The organism is Geodermatophilus sp. SYSU D01105 (assembly GCF_054050095.1).
Map to the genome: position 1 here is coordinate 56,890 of NZ_JBJGYR010000024.1, position 14,142 is coordinate 71,031.

The following is a 14,142-nucleotide window of genomic DNA, read 5'->3' on the forward strand; positions in this document are numbered from 1 at the left end:
GTCCCGGGGAGAACCTGAGGACCGGCTGTGGACGGGCTTACAACGGTGCAACTACTAGATGTAGGGGAACCCTAGGCCCGGCAACACAAGATCTGCAAGCCGAGACACGCCCTCGAGACACGGCCGTGACCAGGGGCGCCCTGCTGCCCCACCCGCCACGGCAACACGCCGCGACACGCCCTGCCGGGGTCGCGCGGCGGTGGCGGAGCGGTGTATGGGCGCGTCGGAACGCGGCCCCCGACGGGTGGCCGGGCCTCAGGCGCGGACGGCGCCTTCGGGACGGGGCAGGCGCGGACGGGGCACGCGCTCACCCAGCCGGAGGGGGCGGGTCAGGCAGTCGACCTCGGCACGCGGCGGGACCGCGACCGCCGTGAGGCCGACGCGGGTGTCGTCGTCCGCGGCCCGGTGTCGCCCGGCTCCGGCCGGTGCCCGGTGGCGCCCGGCGAGGCCGGCATCGAGCGCCGGCAACTCCGCGGTGACGTCCCCGCCGTGGCGGCGGCGGCGACGTCCCTGTGGCGGGACGCCGGACGCCGCTCGCTCCGGGGTGCCGAGCACGCTGGCGACCAGCCGCTCGCGGGCGGCGGCGCGGGCCAGGTCGAGGATCGGCGCGGCGGCGTCGCTCCTGTGTCCGGCGGGAGGCGGCGCGTCCACGACGGGCGACTCGGGCAGCCGCAGGTCGCACAGCGCGACCCAGGTCTCGCGCACACCGCCTGCGACGGTCAGCCGGACCCACACCTCGCACGATCCGCCGACGTCGTGACGCCAGCCGAGGATCGACCCCGGCAACCAGGCGCCGGCCACGGACACCTCGACGGCCTGGGACTGCTGGGTGAAGACCGCTGCTCGGCCTCCGGACATCCGCGACACGCCTCTGACGTTAGGTGACTCTCTGACCACTCAGCGTCAGCGACTCCGTACGGAGGGTTGACGAACCTGACCGCCCTCCCTTGTCGCTGTCTGGCCCCGTGGCGCGCGGGACCCGGAGGAGGGGCCACGATGCCCTCAGGGCAGCAGGAGGACCTGCCCCGGCACGACCCGGGCACCGTCGAGCTCGTTGAGCTCCTCGATCACGTCGACCACGGCCCGGACGTCCTCGTCGGGCCCGGCGAAGTCCGCGGCGATGGACCACACCGTGTCCCCCGCCTGGACGACCACGCTGCGCTCCCCCACCAGCCGCAGGTCGCCGGTGTCACCGGCGACGAGGGGTCCGAGCCAGGACCCGAGCGCCACGCCGACCCCCAGCGCGAGGACCACCGCCAGCCGGCGCGCCCTGCGGGTCAGCCGCACCCCCGGACCCGGCCGGCGCCGCACCCGGCCACACCCGCCGCGCACGGGCCGCCCCGCGGGGGGACCGGGCACCGCGGCCCCCGCCGGCCGGGCCGGGCCCGGGCGCGCCTGCCCGGGCCGCGCCGGACCCGGCCGGGTGGCCGACGAGCCGACGGGCCCGGCCGCACCGTCGTCGGCCGCCCGGACCGACTCGGGCCGGCAGGCGCCGACCCGGGACACGGCTGCCCGCGACACCGGAGGCCGTGGACGGCGCCCGGTCGCACCGTCGTCGGCCACCGGGACCGCACGGAGCCGGGGCCGCCAGGGCACCTGCACCGCGTCGTCGAAGTCCAGCACCGCCTGCCGCACGCCCGCCACGACCACTCCTCCCACCGCTCACCCGAGCCGTCGAACGCCTGTTCGATTCGAACGGCTGTGCGATGTCTACCGGATGGGTCCGACGAACGCCATCGCGCCCTGGCCTGCAGTTCGAACACCTGTTTGATCGAGGGACCCCGGCACGCTACGGTCGGTCCCGAACGACGAGACGTGCTGCGACAGCAGCCGGCGAGGAGGCGACGGTGGCGGAGAAGAGCGGGACGTCGGGGAGCCGCCGGAGGACGACCGGCGCGCCGGCGGCCACCGAGACGGCGGCCGTGCGGACCTTCCCCGACCGGAGCGAGGCCGGGGACGGCCTGACCCAGCGCCAGCGGCGCGTCCTCGAGGTCATCCGCGACTCCATCGACCGCCGGGGCTACCCGCCCTCGGTGCGCGAGATCGGTGAGGCCGTCGGCCTGTCCTCGGCCTCCTCGGTGGCCCACCAGCTCACGGTCCTGCAGAAGAAGGGCTGGCTGCGCCGCGACCCGAACCGGCCCCGGGCCCTCGACGTCCGCCTGCCCGGCGACGCACCTGGCGAGCTCGTGGCCACCGCCACCCCGGCCGGCACCGACGAGGCGCCGGCCCCCACCTACGTCCCGCTCGTCGGCCGGATCGCCGCCGGTGGCCCGGTGCTCGCCGAGCAGGCGGTCGAGGACGTCTTCCCGCTGCCCCGGGAACTGGTCGGCGAGGGCACCCTCTTCATGCTCAAGGTCGCCGGCGACTCGATGGTCGAGGCGGCCATCTGCGACGGCGACTGGGTCGTGGTGCGCCAGCAGCCGACGGCCGAGAACGGCGAGATCGTGGCCGCCATGATCGACGGCGAGGCAACGGTCAAGACCTACAAGCGTCGTGACGGCCACGTGTGGCTGCTGCCGCACAACCCCGCCTACGAGCCCATCCCGGGTGACGAGGCGACCATCCTCGGTCGCGTCGTCACCGTGCTGCGCCGGGTCTGACCACAGGCGCCGGCCGGGCTCAGGAGCGCCGGCGCAGCCTCCCGCCGACCCACACCAGGGCCGCGGCGACCACGGCCGCGATCGCGGCCGCCGCGATCGCCGGCATGCCGCCGTCGTCGGTGCTGAGCAGGTCAGGGAGGGAGCCGTCCTCCGACGCCGACGGTGCGGCGGCGCTCGGGAGCTGGCCCAACGGGACGACGGTGACGTCGGCGGGCAGTCCCTCGCTGGTCACGACCAGGCCCGAGGCGTCGGCGGTGAAGCTGACCGCCTCACCCTGCGGTGACGCGGGCAGGGGCAGCCGGACCGGGTCGGCGGCCAGCGCACCCGCCACGTCCGAACCCGACAGCGGCCAGACGTAGGCGTCGGTGTAGGTCCGCAGGGCCAGGAACCGGCCATCGGCCGAGACCGCTCCCCCGGTGACCATGAGCTGCCCGGCGCGACCGACCGGGCCGCCCGGGGTCCCGGTGAGGGTGAACTCGACACCCGCCACCTCGGTGAGGCCCACCGTGCCGGCGTCGACGAGCGCGCTCACCGGGCGGTACACCGAGCTGGCGCCGAGCACCTCCTTGGTCACCAGGTAGGGCGTGCCGTCCGGCGCGAGGAGCAGCGCCTCCACGTCCCGGGGCCCCTCCGGGAAGGCCAGCCGGTACACCGCGGTGCTGCCGTCCGGCCGCAGGGCCAGCAGCGCCACCGTCTCCCGCGTGCCGTTGTTGTCGCCGGTGTCGGCCAGCCACACCGTCCCGTCGGCGCCGACCGCGAGGTCCTCGGGGTCATAGGGGTCGACCGGCGCGCTGCGCACGTCGACCACCTGACAGGTGGCGTCCAGGACGTGGACGTCGAGCCGCTCCCCGCCGTCGTTGACGGCCAGCATGCGGTCGTCCACGACCACGAGGCCGGAGAGCTCCGCCAGCCGGGGGTCGGTGACCTGGCACTGCGTGCGAGGCGCCGCGGCCTCCTCGGCTGAGGCGGGCTGCACGGCACCGAGGACGGCGGTCAGCGCGAGGACCGTCCCCGCGGCCAGGTGCCGCCGCGACGTGCCGCTACGCGGGCGGGTGGGCAGCTCGGGCACCGACCCAGCGTGACAGCAGCACTGCGTCCAGTGCGTGGACCACGCCCAGCAGGAGGATGCCGACCGCCGCCCCGACCACCGCGTCGGTGACCCAGTGGAAGTCGAGGGACACCATGGCCACCCCCGTGGCGACCGGGCCGAAGACGCTGAGCAGCCGGAAGACCCGCTGCACGCCCGCGGCGAGCCGGAACTCCACGGCCTGCCACCGGGCGACACCCCACATCAGGACCGCGTTGGCCACGTGCCCCGACGGGTAGGACTGGCCGTCGCGGTGGAAGAACGACCCGGGGTAGGCGGGTGCGGTGCGCCCGGTCCCGTACTTGAAGCCGTAGACGACGGCGGTGAGCAGCGCGAGCGCGACCAGCACCCTGAGCAGCGGCACGGCGGTCTGGCGCCGCCACACCAGATAACCGGTCAGGACCGCGAGGACGATCAGGATGAAGCCGCGCCCGCCCAGCTGGGTCACCGCCCACACCGGCCAGTACGCGGCCGACTCCTTGAGCTGCCAGGAACTGACCACCTCGGAGACCCGCAGGTCCATCCGCTCCAGCACACCCCGGCTGAGCAGGTCCGCGGTCACCGCGACGGTGACCAGCAGGGCGAGGACCAGCAGCCACCACGACGGCCGGCCGTCGGAGACCACCCGCTCGGCGGGGGCGGCCACGACCTGGCCGTCCGGCGGGTGCTCGCCCGGACGCCGCCGCACCGCGCCGCTGGTCACGCCCTCACGGTACCGGGACGTGACCCGATCGTGACCTCGGACGACCGACGCGGGCGCGCCGTCCCGGTCAGCCGACCGGGACGGCGAAACCCTCCAGGGTGGCGGCGAGTGCTCCGTCGACCCGGGCGGTCAGCCGGGTCCCGCTGGCCTCGTGCTCCTCGCGGAGGACCTCGCCGTCGCGGTGCACCCGGGCGACCAGGTCACCGCGGTCGTAGGGCACCAGCACCTCGACGTCGACGTCGGGCCGCGGCAGCCGCGCGGCGACGATGTCGCGCAGCTGCTCGATGCCCTCACCGGTCCGCGCGGACACCCACACCGCACCCGGCAGCGCCCGGCGCAGCGTGAGGACGTCGTCCTCGCTCATGGCGTCGACCTTGTTGACCACGATCAGCTCCGGCACCGCCGCCGCGTCGATCTCGCCGAGGACGACGTGGACGGCGTCGATCTGCCCCAGCGGGTCCGGGTCGGAGCCGTCGACGACGTGCAGCAGCAGGTCGGCGGCGGCCACCTCCTCGAGCGTCGACCGGAAGGCGTCGACCAGCTGGTGCGGCAGGTGCCGCACGAAGCCGACGGTGTCGGTGAGCGTGTACTCGCGGCCGTCGGGCGAGGTGGCCCGGCGCACCGTCGGGTCGAGGGTGGCGAACAGCGCGTTCTCCACCAGCACACCGGCGCCGGTGAGCCGGTTGAGCAGGCTGGACTTGCCGGCGTTGGTGTAGCCGGCGATCGCCACGCTGGGGACGGCGTTGCGCCCGCGGCTGCTGCGCTGCGTGGCCCGCGCGGTCGCCATGCCGGCGATCTCCCGCCGCAGCTTGCTCACCCGCGCCCGGATGCGCCGCCGGTCGGTCTCGATCTTGGTCTCACCCGGACCGCGGGTCCCGATGCCGCCACCACCGGCGACCCGGCCACCGGCCTGCCGGGACAGCGACTCACCCCAGCCGCGCAGCCGCGGGAGCATGTACTGCATCTGGGCCAGCTCGACCTGCGCCTTGCCCTCACGGCTGGAGGCGTGCTGGGCGAAGATGTCGAGGATCAGCGCGGTCCGGTCGACCACCTTCACCTTGAGGATCTTCTCCAGCGCGTTGAGCTGGCCCGGCGTCAGCTCGCCGTCGCAGATGACGGTGTCGGCGCCGGCCGCGGCGACGATGTCGCGGATCTCGGCGGCCTTGCCCGAGCCCACGTAGGTGCCCGCGTCGGGCTTGTCCCGGCGCTGGCTCACCGCCTCCAGGACCTGCGACCCCGCGGTCTCGGCCAGCGCGGCGAGCTCGGCCAGGGAACGGTCGGCGTCGGCCTGCGTCCCCTCGGTCCAGACGCCGACCAGCACGACGCGCTCCAGGCGCAGCTGGCGGTACTCGACCTCGGTGACGTCGGCGAGCTCCGTGGACAGGCCCGCGACGCGGCGGAGGGCGCCGCGTGCCTCGAGGTCGTAGGAGCCGGTCGTCTCCTCCGGCTCGTCCCACTGCCGGGCCGGCGCGGGACGGGTGGCCTCCTCGGCCGGTTCGGGGGCGGCCCGCAGGGCCCGGTCCCCGGCGCCGTCGATCGCGGCGCGGTCCTGTGCTGTCGTCATCGTGTCCAGCGTGGCACGCCCCACCTGCCGGGGCATCTGAGTTGTCATCGCCGGGTACAACACCGCGTGCGTCCGAGACCATCCCGACGCGTGACCCCGTCGTCGCCGGGTAGGGCCCGGTCCCGACGATCGCGAGGAGGCCGGAGCATGACCGAGAGCAGCGGCAGCAGCAGCCTGGGCAGCGGCGAGGAGCTCGACGACCCGGGCCGCGACCCCAAGGGCCTCAACCCGCCGCGCAACCCGCTGGGCGCCGGCCCCGACCAGGACAGCGGTCGCGGCGAACCCAAGGGCAGCCCTGGGATCGCCGGCCAGTCGATGGTGCCCGAGTCGCCGGAGGAGACGGAGAACACCAGGGACCAGGGGGCCTGAGCCGGCCCGCCGGTCAGCTCCCGAGCCACTCCGGCGTGAGCTCCCCGGCGGCCACGACCACGGCCGGGCCGGTGAGCACCGTCGTCGTCCCGTCGACGCGGACGGTGAGCCGGCCGCCGGGGACGTCCACGGTGACCGTGCCCGTGTCGGCGCCGCCGGCCTCCAGCGCCGCCCAGGCCGCCGCGCACGCGCCGGTCCCGCACGATCGCGTCTCCCCCACGCCACGCTCGGACACCCGCAGCCGGATGTGGGCGGCCGGCGCCACGACGTTCACGAACTCGACGTTGACCCCGTCGGGGAAGAGCCCGGTGTCCACGCCCGGGGCGACGGAGAGGTCGAGGGTGTCGACGTCGACGTCGGTCAGGCAGGCCAGGTGCGGGTTGCCCATCGAGACGGCGCGGCCGGGGAACGCCGCGCCGTCCAGGTGCGCCTCGCCGGCGCCGAAGGGCCGGGCGGGGCCCATGTCGACCCAGTAGCCACCGTCGGGGGCGGCGCCGACCCGGCGCGGTCCGCCGCGGGTGCCCACCAGGACGCCGGACTCGCACGCGGAGCGGTCCAGCAGCCCCTCGGTGACCAGCACGTGCAGGAACAGCCGGATGCCGTTGCCGCACATCTCGGCGTGCGAGCCGTCGGCGTTGCGGTGGTCCATGAACCACTCGCAGCGGTCGAGGTCCTCCCCCAGGACGGCCGGCGCGTCGGGGACGTGCACGCTGCGGACGACGCGCAGCACGCCGTCCCCGCCGAGGCCGGCGCGGCGCTCGCAGAGCCGGCGGACCATCGCCGCGTCCAGCCGGTCCTCCGGCCAGGCCGTGCCGTCGGGGTCGGGCAGGACGACGAAGTCGTTCTCCGTGCCGTGTCCGATCAGCACCCGGTTGGCGGTCACCGGCCGATCGTATGCGCGGCGATCAGCGCCTCGGCCGCGTCGACCAGGTCGGGGCGCGCGGCGTCCAGCCAGGTGGTCGCGGCGTCGCGGCGGAACCACGACCGTTGCCTCCGGACGAAGCGGCGCGTGGTCGACACGGTGCGCTCGCGGGCCTCCTCGGCGGTCAGCTCGCCGTCGAGCTGGGCGAGCACCTGCGCGTAGCCCAGCGCCCGCGAGGCGGTGGGCCCCTCCCGCAGGCCGTCGGCGGCCAGCGCCTCCACCTCGGCGACGAACCCCGCGGCCCACATCCGGTCGACGCGGGCGGCGATCCGCTCGTCGAGGTCGGCCGGGTCGCGGTCCAGCCCGACGACCACGGCCGGGTAGTGCGGCCGGGGCTCGGGCAGCTGCGCGCGGAAGGGGCCACCGGTGATCTCCACGACCTCCAGCGCGCGCACGATCCGCCGTCCGTTGCTCGGCAGGACCGCCGCGGCCGCGGCCGGGTCGACGGCGGCCAGCCGGGCGTGCAGGGCCGCGGGGCCGGCCTCGGCCAGCTCGGCCTCCAGCCGGGCCCGCACCGCCGGGTCCGTGCCGGGGAAGTCCAGCTCGTCGAGGACGGCGCGCACGTACAGCCCCGACCCCCCGACCAGCAGGGGCACCGTGCCCGCGGCCCGCAGCCGGTCGACCTCGGCGCGGGCCAGGCGGCGGTACTCGGCGACCGACGCCGCCTGCCGCACGTGCCAGACGTCGAGCAGGTGGTGCGCGACGCCGCCCCGCTCGGCGGCGTCGGGCTTGGCGGTGCCGATGTCCATGCCGCGGTAGAGCTGCATGGAGTCGGCGTTGACCACCTCACCGCCCAGCCGCCTCGCCAGGGCCACCCCCAGCGCGGTCTTGCCCGTGGCGGTGGGGCCGACCAGGGCGACCACCGGCGGCTGCGCCGTCACGGGACCAGCCAGTCGGCGACGAGGTAGCCGACGCCGAAGGGCGCCGCGTCCGCGTGCAGCCGCGCCCGCACCTCCCGGCCGGCCAGGACGGCTCCGACCGCGCGCCAGGTGGGGACGCCGACGGCCAGCAGGCGCTCCCCCTCCGCGGGGTCGAGCCCGGCCAGCGCCGCGGCGTCCCCGGAGGCCAGCGCGGCGGCGACGGCGGCGTCGAAGGGCCCCGCGGCCGCGTCGAGGTACCCGGGCGCCTTGACCGTGCGGCGCGCCGACCCGTCCCCCATCGCCAGGACCCCGACCCGACCGGGCAGTCCGGCGAGGGTGTCGGCGAGGTCGCCCGGCGTCACCCCCACCCGGAGGCCGGCATACCCAGCCTGGTGCAGCAGCCAGGCGCCCACCGTGTGCGCCAGCGGAGTGCGCCGTCCCCCCGGCCGCTCCGGCCCCGCGAACGGCACGTCGAGGTCCACGCCGAAGCCGCGCAGGTCGCCGCCGTCCCCCGGGCCGAACCGGCCCTCGCCACCGCTCCCCACGACGACGACCACCTCGGGCCGGTGTGCCAGCGCGGCGTCGACGGCCTCGGCGCAGGCGGCCCGCAGCTGCCGGGTGTCGGCTCCGGACCGGCCCTCCACCTGGGGCAGCAGCAGCGGCGGGCAGGGACAGAAGGCGACGGTGAGGGGACCCGCGGTCCCCTTCCCGTCGGATCCGGCCGGGCTGGAGCTCACCGCAGCAGTGTCCCGGATGCGACGTGGGACACTGCGGTGCGTGTCGAGCACGGAGAACGCCGCAAACACCTCGCAGCAGGTCCCCACCACGGACACGGCCGGCTCCGAGGCGGTCACCCCCGAGGCGGGGACGGCGGCCGCGGCCGCCCCCGGCGACGCCGCACTGGCCGACCCGGCCGCGGGGACGCCGGAGGTCGCCCCGCCGTCCGAGCAGGCCGCGGAGTCTCCCACCGCGACCGAGGACGCGCCGGAGGCGGCCGTGCCGGAGGGCGTGAGCCCGGGAGCCGTCGCCCCCGGAGCCGTCGTCCCGGAGACGGCTCCCCCTGCGCTGGCCCCCGCGCAGCCGGCCGCCCCCGCGCAGCCGGTCGCCCCGGCATCGGACCCGTCGCAGTGGGGCCGCGTGGACGAGGACGGCACCGTCTACGTCCGCACCGCCGAGGGCGAGCGCGCCGTGGGCTCCTGGCAGGCCGGCGACCCGGCCGCGGGCCTGGCCCACTACGCCCGCCGCTACGACGACCTCGCCACCGAGGTGTCGCTGCTCGAGGCGCGGCTCAAGGCGCACACCGGCAACCCCAGCGAGCTGAAGTCCAAGGCCCAGGCGCTGGCCGAGCAGATCCCCACCGCCACCGCCGTCGGCGACCTCGACGGGCTCGCCGCGCGGGCCCGGGCGATGGTGGAGACCGCCGACTCCGCGGCCGCCGAGTCGCGGGCGGAGAAGGCCGCCGCCCGCGCCGCCCAGGTCGCCCGCAAGGAGGCGCTGGCCGCCGAGGCCGAGCAGATCGCCGCCGAGTCGACCTCGTGGAAGGCCGCCGGTGACCGGCTCAAGGCCATCGTCGAGGAGTGGAAGACCATCCGCGGCATCGACCGCAAGACCGACGAGGCGCTCTGGAGCCGGTTCGCCGCCGCCCGCGACGCCTTCAGCCGCCGCCGCGGCGCGCACTTCGCCGCCCTCGACGCCCAGCGCAGCGAGGCCCGCGCGGCCAAGCAGGAGCTCATCCGGGAGGCCGAGCGGCTGTCGGCCTCCACCGACTGGGGCGCGACGAGCGCCGCCATGCGCTCGCTCATGGACCGCTGGAAGGCCGTCCCCCGCACCGGCCGGGACGGCGACGACGACCTGTGGAAGCAGTTCCGCGCCGCCCAGGACGTCTTCTTCGCCGCCCGCGCCGAGTCGGACAAGGCGCGCAACAGCGAGCAGCTGGCCAACCAGCAGGCCAAGGAGGAGATCCTCGCCGAGGCCGAGAAGCTCGACCCCTCCACCGACCTGCGCGGAGCGCAGAACGCGCTGCGCAAGCTCCAGGAGCGCTACGACGCGATCGGCCACGTGCCGCGCGGCGCGATGCGTCAGCTGGAGGACCGCATGCAGGCCGTCGAGCAGCGCGTCCGCGGCGCGGTGGACTCCTCACGTGCCCGGGTCGCGCCGGAGAACCCGATGGTCACCTCGATGCGCCAGGCGGTGACCAAGGCCGAGGAACAGCTGACCAAGGCCGAGGCCGCCGGGAACGCCGCGCGCATCGAGGAGGCGCGGGCCAACCTGGCCACCCGCCGCGAGTGGCTGGCCGAGGCCGAGAAGGCCGCGTCCCGCCGCTGAGGTCGCGGTATCGGGAGCGATCCCCCCGTCCCGGACCCACCGGACAGGGGTGTCGCTCCCGATACCGGCGTCAGGCCGGGGCGCCGATCCGCGGCATGCCCAGCAGCACGCCGGGCGTGGTGGGCCGGGTGCCGGCCTCGGCGGCGTCGCCGGCGCGGGTCCGCCGGTGCGACATCAGCGGCCCGTCGGCCACGAGGTGGTGCGGCGCGGCCTGGGTGACGACGGTCTCGACCACGTCCCCGGGCCGGACGCCGTCCGCCGCCGTGAAGTGCACCAGGCGCCCGTCACGGGCCCGGCCGCTGAGCCGCCCGGTGCGGGCGTCCTTGCTGCCCTCTCCCGCGGCGACCAGCAGCTCGACGGTGCGGCCGACCTGGGCGCGGTTCTCCGCCCAGCTGATCTCCTCCTGCAGCGCGACCAACCGCTCGTAGCGCTCCTGGACGACGGCCTTGGGCAGCTGCCCCTCCATCTCGGCCGCGGGCGTCCCGGGCCGCTTGGAGTACTGGAAGGTGAAGGCGCTGGAGAACCGGGCCTGGCGGACGACGTCGAGGGTCTGCTCGAAGTCGGCCTCGGTCTCCCCGGGGAAGCCGACGATGATGTCGGTGGTGATCGCCGCGTCGGGCATCGCCGCCCGCACCCGGTCGAGGATGCCGAGGAAGCGGTCCCGCCGGTAGGCGCGGCGCATCCGCCGCAGGACGCCGTCCGACCCCGACTGCAGCGGCATGTGCAGCGCGTGGCACACCGCCGGCGTCTCGGCCATCGCGGCGATGACGTCGTCGGTGAACTCCCGCGGGTGCGGGCTGGTGAACCAGATCCGTTCCAGGCCCTGGATCCGGCCGGCGGCGCGCAGCAGGTCGGCGAAGGCGCCGCGGTCGCCGAACTCGGCGCCGTAGCTGTTGACGTTCTGGCCGAGCAGGGTCACCTCGAGCACACCCTGGTCGACCAGCGCCTGCACCTCGGCGAGGATCTCGCCCGGACGGCGGTCCTTCTCCTTGCCGCGCAGCGACGGGACGATGCAGAACGTGCAGGTGTTGTTGCACCCCACGCTGATCGAGACCCAGCCGGAGTAGGCGGAGTCGCGCTTGGCCGGCAGCGTCGACGGGAACACCTCGAGGGCCTCGGCGATCTCCACCTGCGCCTCGGCGTTGTGCCGGGCCCGCTCCAGCAGGGCCGGCAGGGAGCCGACGTTGTGCGTGCCGAAGACGACGTCCACCCACGGCGCGCGCTCGACGATCTGGCCGCGGTCCTTCTGCGCCAGGCAGCCGCCGACGGCGATCTGCATGCCGGGGCGCGCGGCCTTCACCGGCCGGAGGTGGCCGAGGTTGCCGTACAACCGGTTGTCGGCGTTCTCCCGCACCGCGCAGGTGTTGAGGACGACGACGTCGGCGTCCTCCCCCTCGGCGGCCGGCGCGTAGCCCGCCGCCTCCAGGAGCCCGGACAGGCGCTCGGAGTCGTGCACGTTCATCTGGCACCCGTAGGTGCGCACCCGGTAGGTGCGCACGGCTGCCCCCAACTCGGTTCCCATGACGGGTCGAGGGTACGGCGCGCGGCTCCCCCGGCCGCCGTCGCTCAGACGCCCGGGCCCGGCTGGTCCTCGTCGAAGACCGCCTGCGCCTTGCCGGTCTCGGTGTCCGGGGCGTCGGCGAGCAGTCCACCGGGGTCGTCGTCGTCCCGGGCCTGGTCGGTCGTCCCCGGTTCGTCGACGAAGGCGGGGACGTCGTCCGGGGACGGGTTCTCGCGGTCGTCGGCCATGGCTGCTCCTCGGGTCGCGCTGCCGCGGACCTCCCGCGGCGGGCCCGGCCCGGTACCCGTCACCCGGCCGCATGACGCGCACCACCACCTCCCGGGGGTTGTTACGCCTTCGTGATCGCCTGGTTCGGTCCCCGTCGCGTCCCGGCCCTAGGGTCGCCAGCGTGACCAGCCCCGCGAACACCGACGCGCGCACGACGGGAGGGCCTCTCGTCCGACTGTCCGGCGTCAACAAGTGGTTCGGCGAACTGCACGTGCTGCAGGACATCGACCTGTCCGTCGACCGCGGGGAGGTGGTCGTGGTCATCGGCCCCTCCGGGTCGGGCAAGTCCACGCTCTGCCGGACGATCAACCGGCTGGAGTCCATCCAGCAGGGCGAGATCACCATCGACGGCCAGCGGCTGCCCGACGAGGGCAAGGCCCTCGCGCGGCTGCGCAGCGACGTCGGGATGGTGTTCCAGAGCTTCAACCTCTTCGCCCACAAGACGATCCTCGAGAACGTCACCCTGGGCCCGATCAAGGTGCGCCGGCAGGCGCGCGGCGAGGCCGAGCGGCGGGCCCGCGAGCTGCTCGACCGGGTCGGCGTGGGCGCCCAGGCCGACAAGTACCCGGCGCAGCTCTCCGGTGGCCAGCAGCAGCGGGTGGCCATCGCCCGGGCCCTGGCGATGGACCCCAAGGTCATCCTGTTCGACGAGCCGACCTCGGCGCTGGACCCCGAGATGATCAACGAGGTCCTCGACGTCATGACCGCGCTCGCCCGCGACGGCATGACCATGATCGTCGTCACCCACGAGATGGGCTTCGCCCGCCGCGCGGCCAACCGGGTCGTCTTCATGGACGGCGGCCGCATCGTCGAGGCGACCGACCCGGAGTCGTTCTTCACCAACCCGCAGTCGGACCGGGCCAAGGACTTCCTCTCGAAGATCCTCAACCACTGAGCCCGGTAGGAAAGGAACGCACATGCGCATCACCCGCTACGCCGCCGCAGTCGGGGCGCTGGGCCTCGTGCTGGCCGGCTGCTCCAGTGAAGCCGGCCAGCAGGCCGAGGACGAGGCCCAGAGCACCGCCGAGGTGGCCGAGGACGTCCAGTTCGAGGCCGGGACGACGATGGCGGAGCTGGCCGAGGCCGGCTCGATCACCGTGGGCACCAAGTTCGACCAGCCGGGGTTCGGCCTGCTCAACCCGCAGACCCAGGACCCCGAGGGCTTCGACGTGGAGATCGCCAAGATCATCGCCGGCGAGCTGGGCATCGCGGAAGACGGCATCGAGTGGACCGAGACCGTGTCGGCGAACCGGGAGCCGTTCATCCAGAACGGACAGGTCGACATCGTCGTGGCGACCTACACGATCAACGACACCCGCAAGCAGGTGGTCGACTTCGCGGGGCCGTACTACATCGCCGGCCAGGACATCATGGTCGCCGCGGGCAACCCCGAGGGCATCCAGGGGCCCGACGACCTCGCCGGCAAGACGGTCTGCTCGGTCGAGGGCTCCACCCCGGCCCAGAACATCCGGGACAACTACCCGGAGGCCAACCTGACCACCTACGACGTGTACTCCAAGTGCGCCGACGACCTGGCCAACGGCAACGTCCAGGCGGTGACGACCGACAACGTCATCCTCACCGGCCTGGTCGCCGGCAACCCGGAGGGCTTCGAGCTGGTCGGGAACCCGTTCACCGAGGAGCCCTACGGCATCGGCCTGGCGCTCGGCGACACCGAGTTCCGGAACTGGATCAACGACGTCCTCGAGGAGTCCTACGAGGACGGCCGGTGGGCCGAGGCCTGGGACCGCACGGCCGGCTCCATCACCGGCGAGCCGGCTCCGGAGCCCCCGGCGGTCGACCGCTACTGAGTCCCCCGGGGGGGGGGGGGGGGGGGGGGGGGGGGGGGGGGGGGGGGGGGGGGGGGGGGGGGCGGGGGCGGGCGCGGGGCGGGCGGGGGGGGGGCCGCGGCGGGCGGCGGGG

Annotated in this window: 15 protein-coding genes; 5 read left to right on the forward strand and 10 right to left on the reverse strand. The window is 75.4% G+C overall.

What is annotated here, in order from left to right; translation table 11 throughout:
• Positions 1 to 255 precede the first annotated feature (255 nt).
• A complete protein-coding gene (locus tag ACI79I_RS20335) occupies positions 256 to 867 on the reverse strand; it encodes a hypothetical protein (RefSeq protein WP_456994128.1) in 612 nt (203 codons plus the stop codon).
• 135 nt (positions 868 to 1,002) lie between these two features.
• The gene (locus ACI79I_RS20340; protein WP_456994129.1) at positions 1,003 to 1,644 is read right to left on the reverse strand and encodes a LysM peptidoglycan-binding domain-containing protein; all 642 of its coding nucleotides are present in this window, start codon (positions 1,642 to 1,644) and stop codon (positions 1,003 to 1,005) included.
• Between the two features lie 203 nt (positions 1,645 to 1,847).
• On the opposite strand from ACI79I_RS20340, the gene lexA reads away from it, so the two are divergent.
• Positions 1,848 to 2,600, forward strand: coding sequence for a transcriptional repressor LexA (lexA, locus tag ACI79I_RS20345; RefSeq protein WP_456994130.1), 753 nt, complete (start codon positions 1,848 to 1,850; stop codon positions 2,598 to 2,600).
• Between the two features lie 19 nt (positions 2,601 to 2,619).
• Here lexA and ACI79I_RS20350 read toward each other — a convergent pair whose 3' ends face one another.
• From ACI79I_RS20350 to hflX, 3 genes are all read right to left on the reverse strand, one after another.
• A complete protein-coding gene (locus ACI79I_RS20350; protein WP_456994131.1) occupies positions 2,620 to 3,669 on the reverse strand; it encodes a hypothetical protein in 1,050 nt (349 codons plus the stop codon).
• Positions 3,641 to 4,390, reverse strand: coding sequence for a phosphatase PAP2 family protein (locus ACI79I_RS20355; RefSeq protein ID WP_456994132.1), 750 nt, complete (start codon positions 4,388 to 4,390; stop codon positions 3,641 to 3,643). Before ACI79I_RS20355 ends, ACI79I_RS20350 begins: the two co-directional genes overlap by 29 nt.
• 67 nt (positions 4,391 to 4,457) lie before the next feature.
• Complete coding sequence (gene hflX, locus ACI79I_RS20360; protein ID WP_456994133.1) at positions 4,458 to 5,954, reverse strand: GTPase HflX; 1,497 nt, start codon at positions 5,952 to 5,954, stop codon at positions 4,458 to 4,460.
• Between the two features lie 147 nt (positions 5,955 to 6,101).
• Here hflX and ACI79I_RS20365 point away from each other — a divergent pair, with 147 nt between their 5' ends.
• Complete coding sequence (locus ACI79I_RS20365) at positions 6,102 to 6,323, forward strand: hypothetical protein (protein WP_456994134.1); 222 nt, start codon at positions 6,102 to 6,104, stop codon at positions 6,321 to 6,323.
• A 13-nt stretch (positions 6,324 to 6,336) separates the two neighbouring features.
• Here the strand turns inward: ACI79I_RS20365 and dapF are convergent, their stop codons facing one another.
• From dapF to ACI79I_RS20380, 3 genes are read right to left on the reverse strand one after another with little or no spacing between them, the layout of a single operon-like run.
• Positions 6,337 to 7,206 (reverse strand): diaminopimelate epimerase, encoded by an 870-nt coding sequence (gene dapF, locus ACI79I_RS20370; RefSeq protein WP_456994135.1) that lies wholly within the window; start codon positions 7,204 to 7,206, stop codon positions 6,337 to 6,339.
• Entirely contained in the window at positions 7,203 to 8,126 is a 924-nt protein-coding gene (gene miaA / locus ACI79I_RS20375; protein WP_456994136.1) for a tRNA (adenosine(37)-N6)-dimethylallyltransferase MiaA, read from the reverse strand. Before miaA ends, dapF begins: the two co-directional genes overlap by 4 nt.
• Complete coding sequence (locus ACI79I_RS20380) at positions 8,123 to 8,842, reverse strand: hypothetical protein (protein WP_456994137.1); 720 nt, start codon at positions 8,840 to 8,842, stop codon at positions 8,123 to 8,125. Before ACI79I_RS20380 ends, miaA begins: the two co-directional genes overlap by 4 nt.
• Before the next feature lie 40 nt (positions 8,843 to 8,882).
• Here ACI79I_RS20380 and ACI79I_RS20385 point away from each other — a divergent pair, with 40 nt between their 5' ends.
• Positions 8,883 to 10,430, forward strand: coding sequence for a DUF349 domain-containing protein (locus tag ACI79I_RS20385; RefSeq protein ID WP_456994138.1), 1,548 nt, complete (start codon positions 8,883 to 8,885; stop codon positions 10,428 to 10,430).
• Between the two features lie 70 nt (positions 10,431 to 10,500).
• Here ACI79I_RS20385 and miaB read toward each other — a convergent pair whose 3' ends face one another.
• Both miaB and ACI79I_RS20395 read right to left on the reverse strand, forming a co-directional pair.
• The gene (miaB, locus tag ACI79I_RS20390) at positions 10,501 to 11,952 is read right to left on the reverse strand and encodes a tRNA (N6-isopentenyl adenosine(37)-C2)-methylthiotransferase MiaB (protein WP_456994139.1); all 1,452 of its coding nucleotides are present in this window, start codon (positions 11,950 to 11,952) and stop codon (positions 10,501 to 10,503) included.
• Positions 11,953 to 11,996: 44 nt separating this feature from the next.
• Positions 11,997 to 12,179 carry a hypothetical protein gene (locus ACI79I_RS20395; RefSeq protein WP_456994140.1) on the reverse strand — a complete coding sequence of 61 codons (183 nt, stop codon included), beginning with the start codon at positions 12,177 to 12,179 and terminating at the stop codon, positions 11,997 to 11,999.
• 215 nt (positions 12,180 to 12,394) lie between these two features.
• Between ACI79I_RS20395 and ACI79I_RS20400 the strand changes: the two genes are divergently transcribed.
• Both ACI79I_RS20400 and ACI79I_RS20405 read left to right on the forward strand, forming a co-directional pair.
• On the forward strand, positions 12,395 to 13,114 hold the full coding sequence (locus ACI79I_RS20400) for an amino acid ABC transporter ATP-binding protein (RefSeq protein ID WP_456994142.1): 720 nt from the start codon (positions 12,395 to 12,397) through the stop codon (positions 13,112 to 13,114).
• A 22-nt stretch (positions 13,115 to 13,136) separates the two neighbouring features.
• Positions 13,137 to 14,030 carry a glutamate ABC transporter substrate-binding protein gene (locus ACI79I_RS20405; protein ID WP_456994141.1) on the forward strand — a complete coding sequence of 298 codons (894 nt, stop codon included), beginning with the start codon at positions 13,137 to 13,139 and terminating at the stop codon, positions 14,028 to 14,030.
• Positions 14,031 to 14,142: the final 112 nt, after the last annotated feature.

What these genes read in the sequence shown, in the direction of transcription:
- ACI79I_RS20405 (WP_456994141.1), top strand. Translation starts at nt 13,137, where the DNA reads ATGCGCATCACCCGCTACGCCGCCGCAGTCGGGGCGCTGGGCCTCGTG.
- miaB (WP_456994139.1), bottom strand. Translation starts at nt 11,952, where the DNA reads ATGGGAACCGAGTTGGGGGCAGCCGTGCGCACCTACCGGGTGCGCACC.
- ACI79I_RS20395 (WP_456994140.1), bottom strand. Translation starts at nt 12,179, where the DNA reads ATGGCCGACGACCGCGAGAACCCGTCCCCGGACGACGTCCCCGCCTTC.
- hflX (WP_456994133.1), bottom strand. Translation starts at nt 5,954, where the DNA reads ATGACGACAGCACAGGACCGCGCCGCGATCGACGGCGCCGGGGACCGG.
- ACI79I_RS20365 (WP_456994134.1), top strand. Translation starts at nt 6,102, where the DNA reads ATGACCGAGAGCAGCGGCAGCAGCAGCCTGGGCAGCGGCGAGGAGCTC.